12 protein-coding genes are annotated in these 15,454 nt (G+C 66.5%); 7 read left to right on the top strand and 5 right to left on the bottom strand.

Annotation, left to right across the window (positions count from 1 at the left end):
- Nucleotides 1-73 precede the first annotated feature (73 nt).
- Complete coding sequence (locus IPK69_03870) at nt 74-1,651, top strand: PDZ domain-containing protein (GenBank protein QQS09766.1); 1,578 nt, start codon at nt 74-76, stop codon at nt 1,649-1,651.
- Nucleotides 1,652-1,851: 200 nt separating this feature from the next.
- Here IPK69_03870 and IPK69_03865 read toward each other — a convergent pair whose 3' ends face one another.
- Together IPK69_03865 and IPK69_03860 are read right to left on the bottom strand one after the other, a co-directional pair.
- The gene (locus IPK69_03865; GenBank protein QQS09765.1) at nt 1,852-4,965 is read right to left on the bottom strand and encodes a hypothetical protein; all 3,114 of its coding nucleotides are present in this window, start codon (nt 4,963-4,965) and stop codon (nt 1,852-1,854) included.
- Between the two features lie 60 nt (nt 4,966-5,025).
- Entirely contained in the window at nt 5,026-6,069 is a 1,044-nt protein-coding gene (locus IPK69_03860) for a KpsF/GutQ family sugar-phosphate isomerase (protein QQS09764.1), read from the bottom strand.
- Nucleotides 6,070-6,196: 127 nt separating this feature from the next.
- On the opposite strand from IPK69_03860, the gene IPK69_03855 reads away from it, so the two are divergent.
- Nucleotides 6,197-7,042, top strand: coding sequence for a segregation/condensation protein A (locus IPK69_03855; GenBank protein ID QQS09763.1), 846 nt, complete (start codon nt 6,197-6,199; stop codon nt 7,040-7,042).
- A gap of 47 nt (nt 7,043-7,089) precedes the next feature.
- On the opposite strand, the gene IPK69_03850 is transcribed toward IPK69_03855, so the two are convergent.
- The gene (locus tag IPK69_03850; GenBank protein QQS09762.1) at nt 7,090-8,343 is read right to left on the bottom strand and encodes a pyridoxal phosphate-dependent aminotransferase; all 1,254 of its coding nucleotides are present in this window, start codon (nt 8,341-8,343) and stop codon (nt 7,090-7,092) included.
- Between the two features lie 193 nt (nt 8,344-8,536).
- Here IPK69_03850 and rpsO point away from each other — a divergent pair, with 193 nt between their 5' ends.
- From rpsO to IPK69_03830, 4 genes are all read left to right on the top strand, one after another.
- Nucleotides 8,537-8,806 (top strand): 30S ribosomal protein S15, encoded by a 270-nt coding sequence (rpsO, locus tag IPK69_03845; GenBank protein QQS09761.1) that lies wholly within the window; start codon nt 8,537-8,539, stop codon nt 8,804-8,806.
- A gap of 340 nt (nt 8,807-9,146) precedes the next feature.
- Nucleotides 9,147-11,456 carry a polyribonucleotide nucleotidyltransferase gene (pnp, locus tag IPK69_03840; GenBank protein ID QQS10414.1) on the top strand — a complete coding sequence of 770 codons (2,310 nt, stop codon included), beginning with the start codon at nt 9,147-9,149 and terminating at the stop codon, nt 11,454-11,456.
- Between the two features lie 269 nt (nt 11,457-11,725).
- Nucleotides 11,726-12,013, top strand: coding sequence for a cold shock domain-containing protein (locus IPK69_03835; GenBank protein ID QQS09760.1), 288 nt, complete (start codon nt 11,726-11,728; stop codon nt 12,011-12,013).
- A gap of 63 nt (nt 12,014-12,076) precedes the next feature.
- Nucleotides 12,077-12,982: a two-component sensor histidine kinase gene (locus tag IPK69_03830; GenBank protein QQS09759.1), complete on the top strand. Its 906-nt coding sequence runs from the start codon at nt 12,077-12,079 to the stop codon at nt 12,980-12,982.
- Between the two features lie 6 nt (nt 12,983-12,988).
- On the opposite strand, the gene IPK69_03825 is transcribed toward IPK69_03830, so the two are convergent.
- Nucleotides 12,989-13,897: a tryptophan 2,3-dioxygenase gene (locus IPK69_03825; GenBank protein ID QQS09758.1), complete on the bottom strand. Its 909-nt coding sequence runs from the start codon at nt 13,895-13,897 to the stop codon at nt 12,989-12,991.
- A 90-nt stretch (nt 13,898-13,987) separates the two neighbouring features.
- On the bottom strand, nt 13,988-14,206 hold the full coding sequence (locus IPK69_03820; protein ID QQS09757.1) for a hypothetical protein: 219 nt from the start codon (nt 14,204-14,206) through the stop codon (nt 13,988-13,990).
- Nucleotides 14,207-14,589: 383 nt separating this feature from the next.
- Between IPK69_03820 and IPK69_03815 the strand changes: the two genes are divergently transcribed.
- Nucleotides 14,590-15,447: a sugar phosphate isomerase/epimerase gene (locus IPK69_03815; GenBank protein QQS09756.1), complete on the top strand. Its 858-nt coding sequence runs from the start codon at nt 14,590-14,592 to the stop codon at nt 15,445-15,447.
- Nucleotides 15,448-15,454: the final 7 nt, after the last annotated feature.

Genomic DNA, 15,454 nt, shown 5'->3' with positions numbered 1-15,454 from the left:
GAGCCAACACGCTCCGCGTGGGGCTTCTCAAACTTTGTTACACCGCGTGCTGTCGACGCGCGAAAGATTCGCCATGCCACACGCCGCCCGATCGCTGGCGCTTGCCGCACTTTTCGCCGGTCTCACGCTCGGCTCCTCGGCCGCACGCGCCCAGGACGAGCCGCCGCCGCCACGTTCGACCGACTCGCCTGCCGCCAAGCCACGTTCTTCACCCGGCAAGACCGCCAAGTCTCGGCGCGACCGGGACCGTGCCGACGAACTCCAGGTCAAGGCCCTGCGTCTAGTCCTCGACGCCGACTTCACCGGTGCCGAGCCGCTCTTTCGTGAACTGCTCGCGCTCGAGCCCGACAGTTTCGTCACCCAGTACAACCTCGCGTGCGTCCGCGCGATGCGTGGCGACCCCGAGGACGCTGAGCGTTTCCTCTCGCGGGCGATCGAACTGGGCTTCTGCGATCGCGTGCAGATCGAGCGTGACCCGATGCTCGCGAGCCTCCGTTCGCGCCCGCTCTACGCGAAGATCCTTGAGCGTTGGGACGAGGTGCTCCTCGCCCGCCGGGACGCCGCGGTGGCGAACAACACGCGTTCCTTCCCCTCCGCGGACTTTACCGCCACCGACGACCGCGCCCGGCTCGTCTATCTCAGCGCCTTCCCGCCCGACACCTTTGCCGAGATCCAGCAGGAGATGTCGCTCCTTGCCGACTGGGCCGATCGCCATCTCTTCCCCGGCATTCTCGACCCAACCCTGGCCGCGAGCGATGCGTGGTGCGTCGTTGTGCTTCCCGATCGCCGCGACTACAACCGCTGGGTCGCCTCGACGTTCGGCGCCGGCATCCAGAACGGGTTCTCCACCATCGGCGGCGCCTACGAGCACGACCAGAAGCGCCTCATCGCCCAGGATCTGGGAGGCACCCTCCGCCACGAGTTCTTCCACGTTCTCCATTGGCGCTCCTGCACGCGCCTCGCCCAGGTCCACCCCATCTGGATCCAGGAGGGCCTTTGCTCGCTCGTCGAGGACTACGACCTCGTGCGCACCGAGGGCGGCGAGATGGATCTGACCCTCGTCCCGTCGTATCGCACCAACATCGCCAAGCGGATGGTTGAGTCAAGGACCTACATCCCCCTTGCCGCGCTCGTCAAGAAGAGCCACAACGACTTCTTCAATGGCTCGCGTCGCATGGCGTACTACTCCGAGTCCAGAGCCATCTTTCTCTACCTCTACAAATTGGGCAAACTCAAGGAGTGGTACGAGCGATACACCAGCACGTTCAGCGAAGATCCCACGGGCGTCAAGGCGATCGAGCACGTCCTCGACACCACCACCGCGCAGTTCGACAAAGACTTCTCGAACTGGCTTCGAGATCTCCCCCTCATTCCCGAGGAGTCACGCCCCGGGATGCCCTCCCTCGGCGTCGAGATGTCCAACGGCGAGGGCGAGGGGCCGATCGTCTCCAGCGTTCCCTTCCCCATGCCCGTCGGGGTCGCGAAGTTCGCGCCCAACGACTGCCTCACGCACATCGATGGGCAGCCCACGCGCGATCTCCCCGAACTTCTTCGAAGACTCGGCACGCTCGAGCCGGGTCAGGAGGTCACGCTCCGAGTCCGCCGGGGAAAGAACATCCTCGAACTCCCCGCCACGCTGCAACGCCGTTGATTGTGAGCGTGACTGAAGGCGAACGCAGAGGGCGGGGAGGGAGAACAGAGGAAGACAGAGAAGGAGAATGGGATTGGGCGAGTTTCGGTCGCCCATCTGATGGCCGCTTCGTCCGAATTCTCAGTCCTCTTGTTTCTCGTTCAGTTCTTCTCTGTCTTCCTCGGCATTCCTCCGTCTTCCTCCACGTTCGCCTTTACTGGCTACCGAGGCGCGGTGACGGTGCCCTCGAGGATGTCGATGCGTCCGCTGCGGAGGTTCCAGAGGATCTTTGGGGCGGTCATGGAGCCGGCGGAGTTTTCGTCGGCGACGGAGACGGTGCGGCCGGCGCGAGCGGCGGCGATGACCTCGCCGGACGGGGCGTTGTAGTCGAGGAGATCCCCCTCGACGGTGCGCCGGCCGGAGCGCATGCGCACGCCGCCCTCGGCGTGGGCGGTGGAGAGTTCGCCGCGTGAGCGACGGGGCCCATCGGGGGATTGGCCCGGCGTGACCTCCTCGACGAGGAGTTTGGCGCGGAGGAGGTGGCAGTCGAGGACGGTGGTGACGTTGCCGCCGGGATCGCCGACGCGCTGGTGGGTGAGGCGGACCGAGTCGTTCATGGTGACGGTGTAGTCGGCCTGGTTCATGCGGAGCGAGCCGTTCCACGTGAAGAGCGCGTCGCCTCGGGCCATGGTGTCGGGGGTGCCCTCGCCGGTGAGATCGATCGCGGCGATGGGAGCACGGCGATCGACGAGGAGGAGCCGCCCGGAGCCCGGCGCGGAGAGGACGGCCTGGCCATCGGTCGTGTTGTCCACGAGGAGGCGGTCGCTCTCGACGAAGAGGAGTTGCGTCAGGGCCATCGGCTCGTCGGCAATGGGCGTGGCGCCGTCGATCGCGGGGACGAGGCGGCGGGATTCGAATCGCGCGGTGTGCGGCGAGTCGTCGGAGCGGGCGCCGGTGTCGCCGGTCGCGGTGGCGTTCAGGAGTCGGCGGCGGATCCTGGGCGTGTCCATGGGGGCGTTGCGCGGGAGGCCCGGCGTCAGGGCGAGTTCGACGCGCTCGGCGCGGAGCGTGTCGATCGCGCGCTGGAGAACGACGCCCGAGTCGTTGATGGCGTCGACGGTCCAACTGGCGACGACGCCGCCGGAGCAGTAGGCCTCGCCCGAGAGATCGTCGAACTCCATGGAGTCGGTCCATGAGGTGGCGATTCGCTCGCGCTTGCCGGGCGTTTCGACGACGGGCTCGTGGGTGATCTCGCCGGGCCCGAAGACGGTGAGGCGTTGGCGCGCGCCCTCGAGGCGCATCTGGGCGCCGGTGATGGTGGTGCCGTTGTGTGAGATGACGGAGCGCGGGCCGATGAAGTCGACGGTCTCGTCGGCGGGGAGGGCGGTGAGTTCGTCGGACTCGGCGGCGACGCCCTCGGGCCCGGTGTACTTCACGTTGCCCTTGGCGCGGGCGTGGGTGATGATGGGTGTTGTGGAGTCGTCGGGCATCGAGAGTTCGGCGGCGAGGAGGTCGGCCTCGATGCGTGAGTCGTCGCGTTGGCCCTGAACGGCCCCGGTGGCGGTGATCGACTTCACGGTGGCGTCACGCGGGGTCTTTCCCTCGACGAACTCGGCGACGATGGAGTTGGCGACGAGGGATCCGCCGCTGGTGGCCTTGGCGACGCCGCCCTCGGAGACCTCGAGGAGCGAGAGTCGGGATTCGTCGGTGGTGCTCTCGATGGGCGTGAACTCGGCGCGGATGCGCTCGCCCTCCAGCGTGCCGGCGGGGTCGGTCGCGAGGACCTCGCCCTTCGCGTCGGCGCTAAGGAGGCGTCCGGTCATGCGCTCGTTGCGGGTCTCGAAGGTAAACTCGGCGGCCTTGGTCCAGGCAACCGAGCGCGATTGGGGTTCGGTCTCGTTCGGGCCTTTCACTTCGGCGGCGAGTCGGCCGAGGCCCTGGCTGGAGACGATGCCCCGGCGGAGATCGACGCTGAATCGCTCGCCCGCGGCGTTACCGACGCTCGGCACAGTCATGGTCGCCTGGCGAGCCGTGTGCCCCGCGAGGTCAAGGATCTGGCGTGTGGCGGCGTAGTCGATCGTGTCGCCCGTGGCGGCGCTGCCGCTTGTGGAGTCGTTGAAGGCGACGACGCTCTCGGGCTTCGCGGAGAATCGCAGGGCCAGGTCGTCGTTGGCGAGTTGGCCCGGCGTCGTGGACAGCGGGAGCAGTTCCATCGGGCCGGTCCAGTGCAGTTCGATCGGGTCGCTGGTTCCGGACGTATCGAAGATCGATGTACGGTCGGGCGATGTCGGCGGCTCATCGAAGGCCGCGATCGCGGTTGTGGCGAGCGCAACCGGTATCGGCATGGGAACGCTCGTCGCGCGGGTCAACGGGCCGAGCGCGCCCGAGGGGAGTTGCGTTCCTTGCGAGCGGAACCAGACCTCGAGCTCATCGGCGGTGATCGCGCGGCTGGCCTGTGTCACACGAACGCTCTCGTGGAACATCGCGTGGTACATCGTCTGGGCGCGAGCCGTGGTCTCGGTTGGCGAGGCGGCGGGCGTTGGCGGCCTGCTGGAGTTGGTGCCCGAGGCGACGCTCGTCGGCGACTGTGGCTCGTCCTTTGCGCGTGCCTTGGGCGTGTACCGGATCCCCTCGGAGGACTCGACGCGCATCGACTCGATGGTCTGGCTGGACTCGCTGACCATCATGGTGACGCCGGTGCCGGCGAACCAGAGTTCTTCAGAAGTGACCTCGATGCGATCGGGTGTGGAGATCTGTCCGAGCACGCCGTCGTAATCGAGCGAGTCGGTTGTGGCCGTGAAGATCGGGTGGTCGAGCGTGGGGTCGAGCGTGGTCCGGCCTGGCCTGGGCGGGAAGACCTCGACGCGGACGCCACCGGTGAGCGTGACGCGCTCGGGGCGGGCGGCCCGATCGTCGGACGGGACATAGGCCTGTCCCTTGTCGGCGCGGAATCGCGCGAGCCGCCCGTCGTCCTGGAATGACTGGACCTCGGGCTCGACGAGTTCGTACTGGCGCGACTCGAGGGGCGTTGCCGACTTGGCGGTGATGAGCATGGCGCGCCGTGTTGGATCGTTCTTGTCGGCGATCTCGCGCGAGAAGCCGGTGACCTTGCCGATCTGGACGCCGGGGCCGCCGGGGGTGGTGTTGGACGTGAGGTCGCTGGGGGGGAGGTCCTCGATGGTGGGCGCCGGGGTGGGGGCGCGCTTGATGCTGGCGCCCTGGATGGCGAAGTAGCCGATGAGGAGGACCGTGCTCGCGCCGACGACCAGGGCGGTGATGATGCCCACCACCCGGGCGTTGCCGTGCCGACGCGATGTCCGTCTTGCCTGACGCATGGCCACGATTGTACGTCGTGCGTGAAAAATCGGAAGGCGTTTCCGGTGTGGTGCGTTGGGCTAGTCCTTGACCAGTCGCATGGCGATGAGGTCTTGGACGTCGAGCAGCCCGACGGGGGCGCCCGTCGAATCGACGACAGGGATCTCATCCTGGCGATGCTCTCGGACCATGAGGACAGCGTCCCGGACCAGGGCTGTCGCCGGGAGCGATCGTGGCGATCGTGTCATGACTTCCGCTATCGGACGCGAGAGTTCGCTCGGATCGCGGAGGACGAGGCGGCGGAGGTCGCCATCGGTGAAGATGCCCGCGAGGGAGCCGGCGTCGTTGACGATCAGCATCGCGCCCGGTCGGCGCCCGGGCGCCTGGGCCGCGGCGAGGGCCTCGCCCACGGTGAGGTGGTGGTCGATGAGCGGCAGGTTCTCCCCGGCGACAGAGCGGAGGACGTCGGTGATGGGGCGGAGCATTCCGCCCAGCGCCCCGCCGGGGTGGCGTCTCGCGAAATCCTCGCGTGTGAAGTTTCGCTTGCGTGCGACCGCGAGGGCGAGGGCATCGCCCAGCGCAAGGGTGGCGGTGGTGGAACTGGTGGGCGCGACGAAATCATCGCCGCCGGCCTCGCCTGAGACGCCGAGCGTGAGCGCGACACTGGCGAGTCGCTCGAGGCTGGAGCCCGGCGTCGAGCCGTTCTCGTGCCCGCCGGTAATGGTGATGATCGCGAGGCCGTCCTGCTTGAGGATCGAGGAGAGATTCACGACCTCGTCGGTCTCGCCCGAGAAGGAGATAGCGATGACGACGTCGGCGGATCGGAAGCGACCCAGATCGCCGTGGGCCGCCTCGGAGGGGTGGACGCTGTGGGCAGGGACGCCAAGCGACGCCATGGTGGCGGCGATCTTCGCGCCGATCAGGCCTGACTTTCCCAGCCCGGTGACGAGGACGGTTCCGCCCGCGTCGGCGCAGGTCGCGACGATCGCCACGGCCTGCACGAAACGCTCGTCGAGACGCTTGGCGACGGCCTGAACGGCGTCGGACTCGTCGCGAAGCACCTCGCGGGCGAAGGCAAGGGTCGTGTCAGCCGTCGTATCCTTGGGATGGCCTGTGGACGCCATGGGTCACAAGCGTACGCGACCAAGGTGGCACCGCTCTCCAGAGCGGTGTCGAAGGATCGCTGGGTCTTCATCGTCCGAAGCCACCGCTCTGGAGAGCGGTGCCACCACAAGGCAAGTTGGTACACCCATGCTCACGGATGACTATCGCGTCCATCTCGACGCCTTCGATGGCCCGCTCGACCTCCTGCTCTTCCTCATCAAGAAGGCCGAGGTCGATATCCACGACATCCCCATCGCGAGCATCACCGAGCAGTACATGTCGTATCTGGGGCAGATCGAGAAGACGGTCGGCGCCCGCATCGATATCGACACCGCCGGCGAGTTCCTCGTGATGGCGGCGTCGCTCATGGAGATCAAGTCGCGGATGCTCGTGCCTGGCGCGACGCGGTCCGCGGCTACCAGCGACTCGGACACGCCCGCCGAGGACCCACGCGCCGAACTCGTCCGCCAACTCCTCGCGTACAAGAAGTACCGTGATGCCGCGGACGATCTCGAGCGGCGGGCCATCGACTGGTCGCAGCGCTTTCCCAGTGCGCCCGTGGGTGTGGACCGCGTGTCGTGGGACGACGCGGTGCGGGCGGCGTCGGAATCGACCGACCTCGAGGATCTCGACGTGCTCGACCTCGTCGAGGCCTTCCAGCGGATCAGCGAGGCCGTGAACTTCGAGCGCCTGGGCGATCACCAGGTGACGTACGACGACACGCCTTTGGAACTGCACGCCGAGGACCTGCTCGATCGGTTGAAGCGGGAATCCGCGGAGCCGGCGGAGGAGGGTGCGACACGCGAGACACCCTTCGCGGCCATCTTCACGGGCCGCACGCGCGGCGAGATGGTCGGGCTGTTCCTCGCGATGCTCCACCTGGTCGCGCGCCGGCACGTCGGCGTGCGTCAGGACTCGGCGAGCGGCGTGATCTTCCTCCGCGTGCTCGAGAGCGAGGCCTACGCGACGCCCCTCTCCATGCCGATGGAATGAGACTTTGGATCGACGGTTCACGCATCAACGCGTGCGGACCTCGTGATCTACTTCAGGCTCTCGAGGAACGCCGCGAAGCGGTCCATGCCCTTGTTGATCTGGTCCTCGCCGCAGGCGAAACTGATACGGATGTGGTCCTTGCCGCAGCCGCCGAAATCGCCGCCCGGGACCATCGCGACGTGGACCTCGTCGAGGAGCGCCTCGCACAGATCGGTCGCCGACGCGATCGCCCGGCCTTTGGGGCTGGCTTTGCCGTAGTACGCCGAAACGTTGGGGAAGGAGTAGAACGCGCCCGTGGCCTTTGCGGCCTTGAGCCCGGGGATCGCGCTCAATCGCGTGTTGGTGAGTTCGGCCCGTTTCGCGAAGGCCAGACGCATCTGCTCGACCTGTGGCCCGCACTCGTTGAGCGCCACGCGGATGGCGGGGTAAATGAACGACGTGATGTTGGTGGACATCTGTCCCTGGAGCGTGGCCATCGCTTTCGTGAAGTTCTTCCCGAACTCGCCGGGGATGCCTGTATAGCCGACGCGCCAGCCGGTCATGCCGTACGCCTTGGAGAGGCCGTTGAGCGTCAGCGTGCGCTCGGCGATCTCGGGCATGGAGCCGACGGAGAAGTGGGGGATCCCGCCATAGGTGATCTTCTCGTACAACTCGTCGCTGAGGACGACGAGATCGGGGGCGATGGTGCGGGCCGCTTCGGCGCAGACGCGCCCGATCGCCTTGAGTTCGTCGGGCGAGTACATCGTGCCGCACGGGTTGCTCGGGCTGTTCAAGATGACGAGTCGCGTGCGGGGCGTGATGGCCTTGCGGATGGCGTCGGCCGAGGCCTTGAACCCCGTCTCGACCGTCGTGGGCACCTCGACGACGCGCCCGCCCGCGAGTTCGACGATCGGGGCATAACTCACCCACGCGGGGACGGGGATCACGGCTTCAGCGGGCGCTTCGCCGGGCGCGGGCGGGTCGAAGAGGCAGTGCACCGCGACGTAGAGCGAGTGCTTTCCCCCGGCCCCGATGCCGATGTGGTCGGGCGTCAGGCCGATGATGCCGTTCTCTTTCTCGAACTTGCGAACGATCGCGGCCCGCGTGTCGGGGTCGCCCATCGTGGGCATGTACTTGGTCTGCCCGGCGCGAAGGGCGTCGATAGCGGCCTGCTTGATCGGCTCGGGGGTGTCGAAATCCGGCTCGCCCGCGGCGAAACTGAGAACGTCGATCCCCGCGTGGCGCATGGCCTTGGCGCGGTTCATGAATGCGACGGTGATCGAGGGCTTGAGTTCGCGAACCCGGCGGGCGATCGTGGGCATGGCGAGAGCGTAGAACGGCGCTCGCGAATCGTGAAGAAGTTTGGGCTATGATTGGGTCGAAGTGGCGGTTCCTATTCAAGAGCGGGCGCGTCGGCGGAGGTCGTCGGCGATTGATCCAACTCCCGGGAACGGCTATTGTTCAGGCCCAGCGAAGGCCGCTGGCGGAATTGCTCTTGAACTGGGAACGCACTCCATGGCTTTGACGCTCGACGCCCGTCGAAAGGTTATTGGTTCGCACCGCCGCCACGAGAAGGACACGGGCTCGCCCGAGGTCCAGGTCGCGATGCTCACCCACCGCATCCGCTCGATCTCGGATCACCTCCAGACAAACAAGAAAGACAACCACTCCCGCCGCGGGCTGGTCATGATGGTCGGACAGCGCAACCGCCTGCTCCGCTACCTCGCCCGCACGAACCCGCAGGGATACCAGGACCTCATCGCCCGCCTGGGCCTCCGCAAGTAGCCCACGAACTTTCCCGGCCCGCGAGTCTGAACGATTCGCGGGCCGATTTGTTTTCGCGGGGCGCACCGGATCGGCCGGCTCGCCACGCGAGAACCACAACGCTCGTGCCCCGACATCCGGCGGCAGAAGGCAAGCCCCAGGCCGGCATCCACACGTGTGGCCTGAGTCTTGCCTCCTGCCCCTTTGGTTGATCGGGGCCGGGCATCGAATCACACCGCCGACGCCATCGTCCAACGCGGACGTGGTGGGCCGGCATGTCGCGCCGTGATGTTCGCGCGCGATTCCAAAGGAGCAGACTATGTCAGATATCAGCGATAACTCCCGTTCCGCCTTCGAGGGAATGAAGGGCCTTGTCCGCGTCCAGCGCGAGATCGGCGGCCGCATTCTCTCCTTCGAGACCGGCGTCATCGGCAAGCAGGCCGGCGCCGCCGTCCTCTGCACGTATGGCGGGTCGTCCGTGCTCGCCACCGCCCTTCGGGCCGCGCCGCGCGAGGGGATCGACTTCTTCCCCCTCACCGTGGACTATCGCGAGAAGACCTCGGCGGCGGGCAAGTTCCCCGGCGGGTTCCGCAAGCGTGAGGGCGCGCCCAACGAGAAGGAAGTCCTCACGATGCGGATGATCGATCGACCGATCCGTCCGCTCTTTCCCGATGGCTACCTCGACGAGGTCCAGGTCCAGGTCTTCGTCATGAGCCACGATGGCGAGAACGACACCGACGTCCTCGCGGGCACCGCCGCGTCCTGTGCTCTCGCCCTTTCTGAGATTCCCTTTGAGGGGCCCACGGCGACCGTCCGCGTCGGGCGCGTGCACACCGACGACGGCCCGCAACTGGTCATCAACCCCACCGTCTCGCAGATGGACTTCTCCGATGTCGATCTCGTCCTCGCCGGGCACGCCGACGGGATGAACATGATCGAAGTCGGGGCCGCCGAGATCGATGAGAAGTCGATGGTCGAGGCGCTCGAGTTCGGGTACAAGCACATCAAGGACCTGCTCGGGCTGATCGACGAGATCGTCAAGAAGGCGGGCAAGACGAAGATCGTCGGCGATCTCCACCTGCCCTCCCCCGAGGTCACCGAGACCGTCCGCAAGCACGCCGAGAAGGCGATGACCGAGGCCCGCAAGATCAACGGCAAGCACGCACGCTCCGAGGCCGTGGACGCCCTTCGCACCAAGATCCTCGACGAGCACTTCGCGCTCGATCCCAACGGGACGTACGCGAAATATGCCGAGTCCACCAAGCGCCGCTCGCAGGCGAAGGAGGCGTTCAAGCGCCTCGAGGAGAAGGTCACCCGCCGCCTCATCGTCGAGCAGGCCGTCCGCGCCGATGGGCGCAAGGCCAAGCAGATCCGCGAGATCACGGGAGCGGTCGGCGTCTTCGCCCGCACGCACGGGAGCGCAATCTTCCAGCGCGGCGAGACCCAGTCGCTCGTCAGCGTCACGCTCGGCACGGGCAAGGACGAGCAGATCATCGACGGGCTCATTCCCGAGTATTCCAAGAAGTTCACGCTCCACTACAACTTCCCGCCCTTCTCCACGGGCGAGGTGAAGCGCATCACCGGCCCCGGGCGTCGCGAGATCGGGCACGGCGCCCTTGCTGAGCGCTCGCTCCTCGCGATCATGCCCGACCCGGCCGAGTTCCCCTACACCATCCGCGTCGTCAGCGACATCACCGAGTCCAACGGCTCGTCGTCGATGGCGTCGGTCTGCGGCGGGTGCCTCGCGCTCATGGACGCGGGCGTCCCCATCCGCGCCACCTGCGCCGGCATCTCCGTCGGACGCTTCGCCGACGACAACGACAAGAACGAACTCTTCGTCACCGACATCATCGGCGAGGAGGACTTCTTCGGCGACATGGACTTCAAGGTCTCGGGCACGCGCGAGGGGATCACGGGCATCCAGCTCGACCTTAAGACGCGTGGCCTAAGCCTCGCGCAGATCGAGAAGATCCTCGATCAGGCGCGCGAGGGCCGCCTCGAGATCATCGAGACGATGGAAAAGATCATCGAGAAGCCCCGGGCCGAGATCTCCCCCTTCGCCCCGCGTCTCGTCTCGCTCACGATCGACCCGGACAAGATCGGCAAACTCATCGGCCCCGGCGGGAAGAACATCCGCGGGCTCCAGGATCGCTGGTCCGTCACGATCGACGTCGAGGACGACGGCACCGTCCAACTCGCCGGCCTCAACGCCGAGTCGATCAACGGCGCCCGAGCCGAGATCGAGGCGCTCTGCGAGGAGATCAAAGTCGGCACGGTCTACACCGGGAAGGTCGTCTCGACCAAGGACTTCGGCGCGTTCATCGAGCTCGCGCCGGGGACCGACGGCATGTGCCACATCTCCGAACTCGCCGAGGGCTACGTCAAGAGCGTCGGCGAGGTCGTGAAGATCGGCGACATGGTGAAGGTGAAGGTCATCCTCATCGACGACCAGGGCCGCATCAAGTTGTCGCGCAAGGCCGTCATCCAGGACGAGAATCGCGCCAAGGGCATCGAGCCGGCGCCCGAGGGTGAGGACGAGGCCGTCGCCCAAGGCTCCGACGACCGCGGACATCGCGGTGGCGGCGGTGGGCGTCGTCGCGGCGGCGGTGGTGGAGGCGGTGGCGATCGTGGTGGCCGCGACCGCGATTCGCGTCACGCCGAACGTCACTGAGAATCCTTCGGCAGGTTCCAACGCAGAAATCTGAAATCACAACGCCCAGGGGCAACGGCGATAAACCGTTGCCCCTGCTTTGTTTGTGCGCCGTGTGTCCTAAGTCTCACCAAAATCCAAACAACAGTTTGCATGATCGTCGTTGACGAACCCGGCGCGACTGCGGTAGTCTGGGTGGTTTGAGGTCCGAGAACGCCACAGGGTTGCGGTCGCGGATCTCCATTTCGTTTCGGCGGTGTGTGCGTCCCGCGTCGTGGGAAGGACGAGCCATGCCCGAGCAGACCGACGCCCAGATCACCAACGTGGAGAGCGTGGTGCGGTGGTTCGACAAGAAGGTGGGCTATGGGTTCATCGTCGGCCCTAACAACCAGGACGTGTTCGTGCACTACAGCGTGATCGATGGGGAAGGCTTCCGGGAACTGCCCGACGGTGCCGCCGTGCGCTATGACGCGGTCCGTGGGCCCGACGGACGGTGGCGTGCGACGCGCGTCGTTCGGACGGATCTCCCGGAGATCGTGGTGAGGCCCCGCCGCGGGTACTCCCGGCCCAAGCGATAGCCGCGACGCGATGTTCGGTCGTCGCGTCTCGCTTTCGCGTCGCGGCGTGGTCATACTTCCCGCGTGCAAGGCGTGGTCCCCGGGCTCATCGGATTCGGCATGGGCGTGCTGCTCAGCGTGGTGGCGGCCCGGGTGATCGTGCGCCGATCGCTCGCAAAGGTCCGTGCCGCCGAGCGGAGGGCGCGCTCCGCCGAGCGGCTCGCCGAACTCGGCTCGATGACCGGTGGCCTGGCCCACGAGATCAAGAACCCGCTCTCGACGATCGGGCTGAACGCGCAACTCCTCGCCGAGGGCGTGCAGGATTTGGGCGTTCCCGAGGAGACCAAGGGGCGGCTCGCGCGGCGCGTCGATTCGCTCAAACGCGAGGTCGAGCGACTCCGCGGCATCCTCACGGACTTCCTCGAGTACGCCGGCGAACTCCGTCTCGATCCGCGCGGCGCCAACGTGAACGAGGTCGTCTCGGAACTGGTGGACTTCTTCCTGCCCCAGGCCGAGCGATCGGGCGTGCGTCTGCGCATGGATCTCGCGCCCGGCTCGCTCGAGGCGTCGATCGACGTGCCCCATGTGAAGCAGGCGATCCTGAATCTGATGCTCAACGCGGTGCAGGCAATGGCGTCGATGCCGGGCTCGGCGACACGCGAACTCATCCTCAAGACCCACGCGCAGGTGGACCCCGACTCGACGCCCGGTATCTGCGTGCACGTCATCGACACAGGCCCGGGGATTCCCGCGGACGTGCAGGGCAAGATCTTCAGTCCATACTTCACAACCAAGTCGGGTGGCACGGGTCTTGGCCTGCCGACCACGCGCCGCATCGTCGAGGCGCACCACGGGCGGATCGAGGTCCACAGCGAGCCGGGACGAGGGACCGATTTCGTGCTCTTTCTCCCGCGAGATTCCAAGGGCGTGCCGGCGCCGACCAAGGGGCGGCTCTCATCGATCCTTCGGCGTGGGCCCGCGCCCGTGTGACGGTGTTTAGGCCGTCGCCTCGCCGCGGATCTCGCGGATCTCGGTTCGCACGTCCCAGAGTTCGGGGAAGAGGACCGTGTCGGAGACCTGGCGGAGGTAGGGAACGCCCGAGGTCCCGCCGGTGCCGCGCTTCATGCCGATGACGCGCTGGACGACCTTGAGGTGGCGGTGGCGCCAGATGAGATACTGCTCGTCGATGTCCACGAGTTTCTCGGCCATCTCGTAGAGGTCCCAGTGCTTCCCGGGATTCTCGTAGACGGTGACGAGCGCCCGCACGACGCCGTCGTTGGCGATGTAGGGCTGGGTGACATCACGCTCGAGCGCCTCGCGTGGGATCGCGATTCCGCGCCGGTGCATGCAGCGGAGGAACTCGTCATAGAGGCTGGGCGAATGGAGCGCCGCGCTGAGGCCGTCGTAGATCTCCCGGCGGTGCTTGAAGACCTCCATGAGGCGACGATCCTTGTTCCCCAGCAGGAACTCGATCATGCGATTCTGGTGCGACTGGATCCCGCTCGCCGGCCCCAGGACATGGCGGAACTGGACATACTCGCTGGGCGTGAGCGTCGCGAGCACGGTCCACGACTGGACCAACTGCGACTGGATGTGCTTCACGCGCGCCAGGATCTTGAAGGACGACTCGAGTTTGTCGTCGTGGATCAGCGCGATGGCCGCCTTGAGTTCGTGGATGACCAGTTTGAACCACAACTCGCTCGTCTGGTGCTGGATGATGAAGAGGAGTTCGTCGTGGTGCTCGGGCCTGGAGAGGGGCGACTGGGCCGAGAGGATCTGGTCGAGGCGGAGATACCCCGGATAATCGAGTTTCCCCTCGAGGTTCGTGGTCATGCCGAGTTCCTTGCGGAGTTCGGCGGCGGTGGGGGTGGAAGACTGGGGCGAGCCTGGATTGCTGGAGGTCATGCCCGCATCGTGTCACACGATACAGAGAACGTCAACCCGATCTTGTTGAGACCAGGACGCAGCGAACGGGCGAGCTTCGACGTCATGCACTCAAGGGACGATGAGATCGGTGCGAGAGTCGCCCACGCCGATGGCGCTGGGCCCAAGGAGCGGAAGCGCGGGCGAGGCGTCGGGCCAGTTCACGGTGTCGGTCGGCGTGCTGTTGACGATCACGCGGGACCGTGAGTGCATGTACGCCTCACGGTCACTCGAGGCGCACCCGCCGATCAGCAGGCACGCGAGCGTGCCCCCTGCGGCGATTCGGGCCATCCAGGCCCCTTTGGCTCCACCAACCCAGCGGCGATTCACGGTTCGCTCCCTTCCCGTTCCATACTCGAAAGGTGCAATTCACGACCTAGGCGGACAATCTGGATGTCCGGATCCGGTCGTGTTCAGGGCGTCCAGGCGTGCCAAGCCGCACAACTGGTCGCGAAGCCGGCGAGTGTACGGACGTTTGTGAGTCCTAACCGCCAAGGCTCTGTCCAGTATCTACGCCCAACTTGAAAAAATGATCCGAAAACTTGCAGGTAATTTTGGGGGTCGTCTTCCGTTCGGATGTCGGTTGTATCGGCGTTCGTTTGACGTCGGGGACTCTCGCCGTAGCATCCACCCGAACAGTGTTCAACCGATGGCCCAATGGAGCGTCAGGGAAGATGAAGCCAGCATTCAGCACCGTTGCCTGCCCGCACTGGACCTTGGACCAGATTGCCGAGCGTGCCGAACCATGGGGATACCAGGGCATCGAACTGCGAACGTTTGGCTCGGGTTCGACGCAGTTCGCTGGTGACCCGGCGCTGACGGCACCCTCCAAGACCCGTCTGCTCTTCGATCGCGCGGGGATCGATCTCGCGTGTCTCGCGACGTCGATCCGGTTTGATGCGCCGTTGGGTCCGCCGCTGCTCGGACACGTGCTCCCGAGCACCGACACGAGCATCGCCGAGACCAAGGACGCGATCTCGCTGGCCGCGAAACTCGAGTGCCCCTTCATCCGCGTCTTCGGGTTTGAGATCATGGGGAGCGAGAGCAAGGCCAGGGCGATCCAGCGGATCGCGTCGCGGCTGGCACTCGCGGCGGACGCGTGCCGGAATCGCGGCGTGCGTCTGCTCATCGAGAACGGCGGCTCGTTCGCGACCGCGACGGATCTCGCCGAGATCATCGATCAAGTGAACCACCCGCTGGTCTCAGCGGCGTATTCCGTGGCCGCCGCTCATGGCGCGGGCGAGCATCCCTCGAGCGGGATCAATGTGCTGAGCGATCGGCTCGAACTGGTGCGACTCAAGGACTATCGGGGCGGGAAGCCCGTGGCGCTTGGGTCGGGCGAGATCCCCAACAAGGAGGCCGTGCGGGCGCTCGCGGCCCGCGGCTTTGAGGGGTGGCTGGTGTATGAGCATCCGGCGGCGTGGATCACGGTTGCCGGCGGCGATGTCGTGGCGCTGCTCGCCGAAGGCTCGCGCGCGATGTACTCGTGGCTCGATGCGCCGGCGAAGCGGCCCGCACCCGCGTCGGTGTGAGCGACGC

Source organism: Phycisphaerales bacterium (assembly GCA_016699835.1).
Lineage (GTDB): Bacteria > Planctomycetota > Phycisphaerae > Phycisphaerales > UBA1924.
This window is presented reverse-complemented; position numbering and strand designations above follow the sequence as displayed.

Excerpts from the sequence above, each read along its gene's own strand:
- IPK69_03870 (QQS09766.1), top strand. The coding sequence starts at position 74 with ATGCCACACGCCGCCCGATCGCTGGCGCTTGCCGCACTTTTCGCCGGT.
- IPK69_03850 (QQS09762.1), bottom strand. The coding sequence starts at position 8,343 with ATGCCCACGATCGCCCGCCGGGTTCGCGAACTCAAGCCCTCGATCACC.
- IPK69_03860 (QQS09764.1), bottom strand. The coding sequence starts at position 6,069 with ATGGCGTCCACAGGCCATCCCAAGGATACGACGGCTGACACGACCCTT.
- rpsO (QQS09761.1), top strand. The coding sequence starts at position 8,537 with ATGGCTTTGACGCTCGACGCCCGTCGAAAGGTTATTGGTTCGCACCGC.
- IPK69_03825 (QQS09758.1), bottom strand. The coding sequence starts at position 13,897 with ATGACCTCCAGCAATCCAGGCTCGCCCCAGTCTTCCACCCCCACCGCC.
- IPK69_03865 (QQS09765.1), bottom strand. The coding sequence starts at position 4,965 with ATGCGTCAGGCAAGACGGACATCGCGTCGGCACGGCAACGCCCGGGTG.
- IPK69_03855 (QQS09763.1), top strand. The coding sequence starts at position 6,197 with ATGCTCACGGATGACTATCGCGTCCATCTCGACGCCTTCGATGGCCCG.
- pnp (QQS10414.1), top strand. The coding sequence starts at position 9,147 with ATGAAGGGCCTTGTCCGCGTCCAGCGCGAGATCGGCGGCCGCATTCTC.
- IPK69_03815 (QQS09756.1), top strand. The coding sequence starts at position 14,590 with ATGAAGCCAGCATTCAGCACCGTTGCCTGCCCGCACTGGACCTTGGAC.
- IPK69_03835 (QQS09760.1), top strand. The coding sequence starts at position 11,726 with ATGCCCGAGCAGACCGACGCCCAGATCACCAACGTGGAGAGCGTGGTG.
- IPK69_03820 (QQS09757.1), bottom strand. The coding sequence starts at position 14,206 with ATGGCCCGAATCGCCGCAGGGGGCACGCTCGCGTGCCTGCTGATCGGC.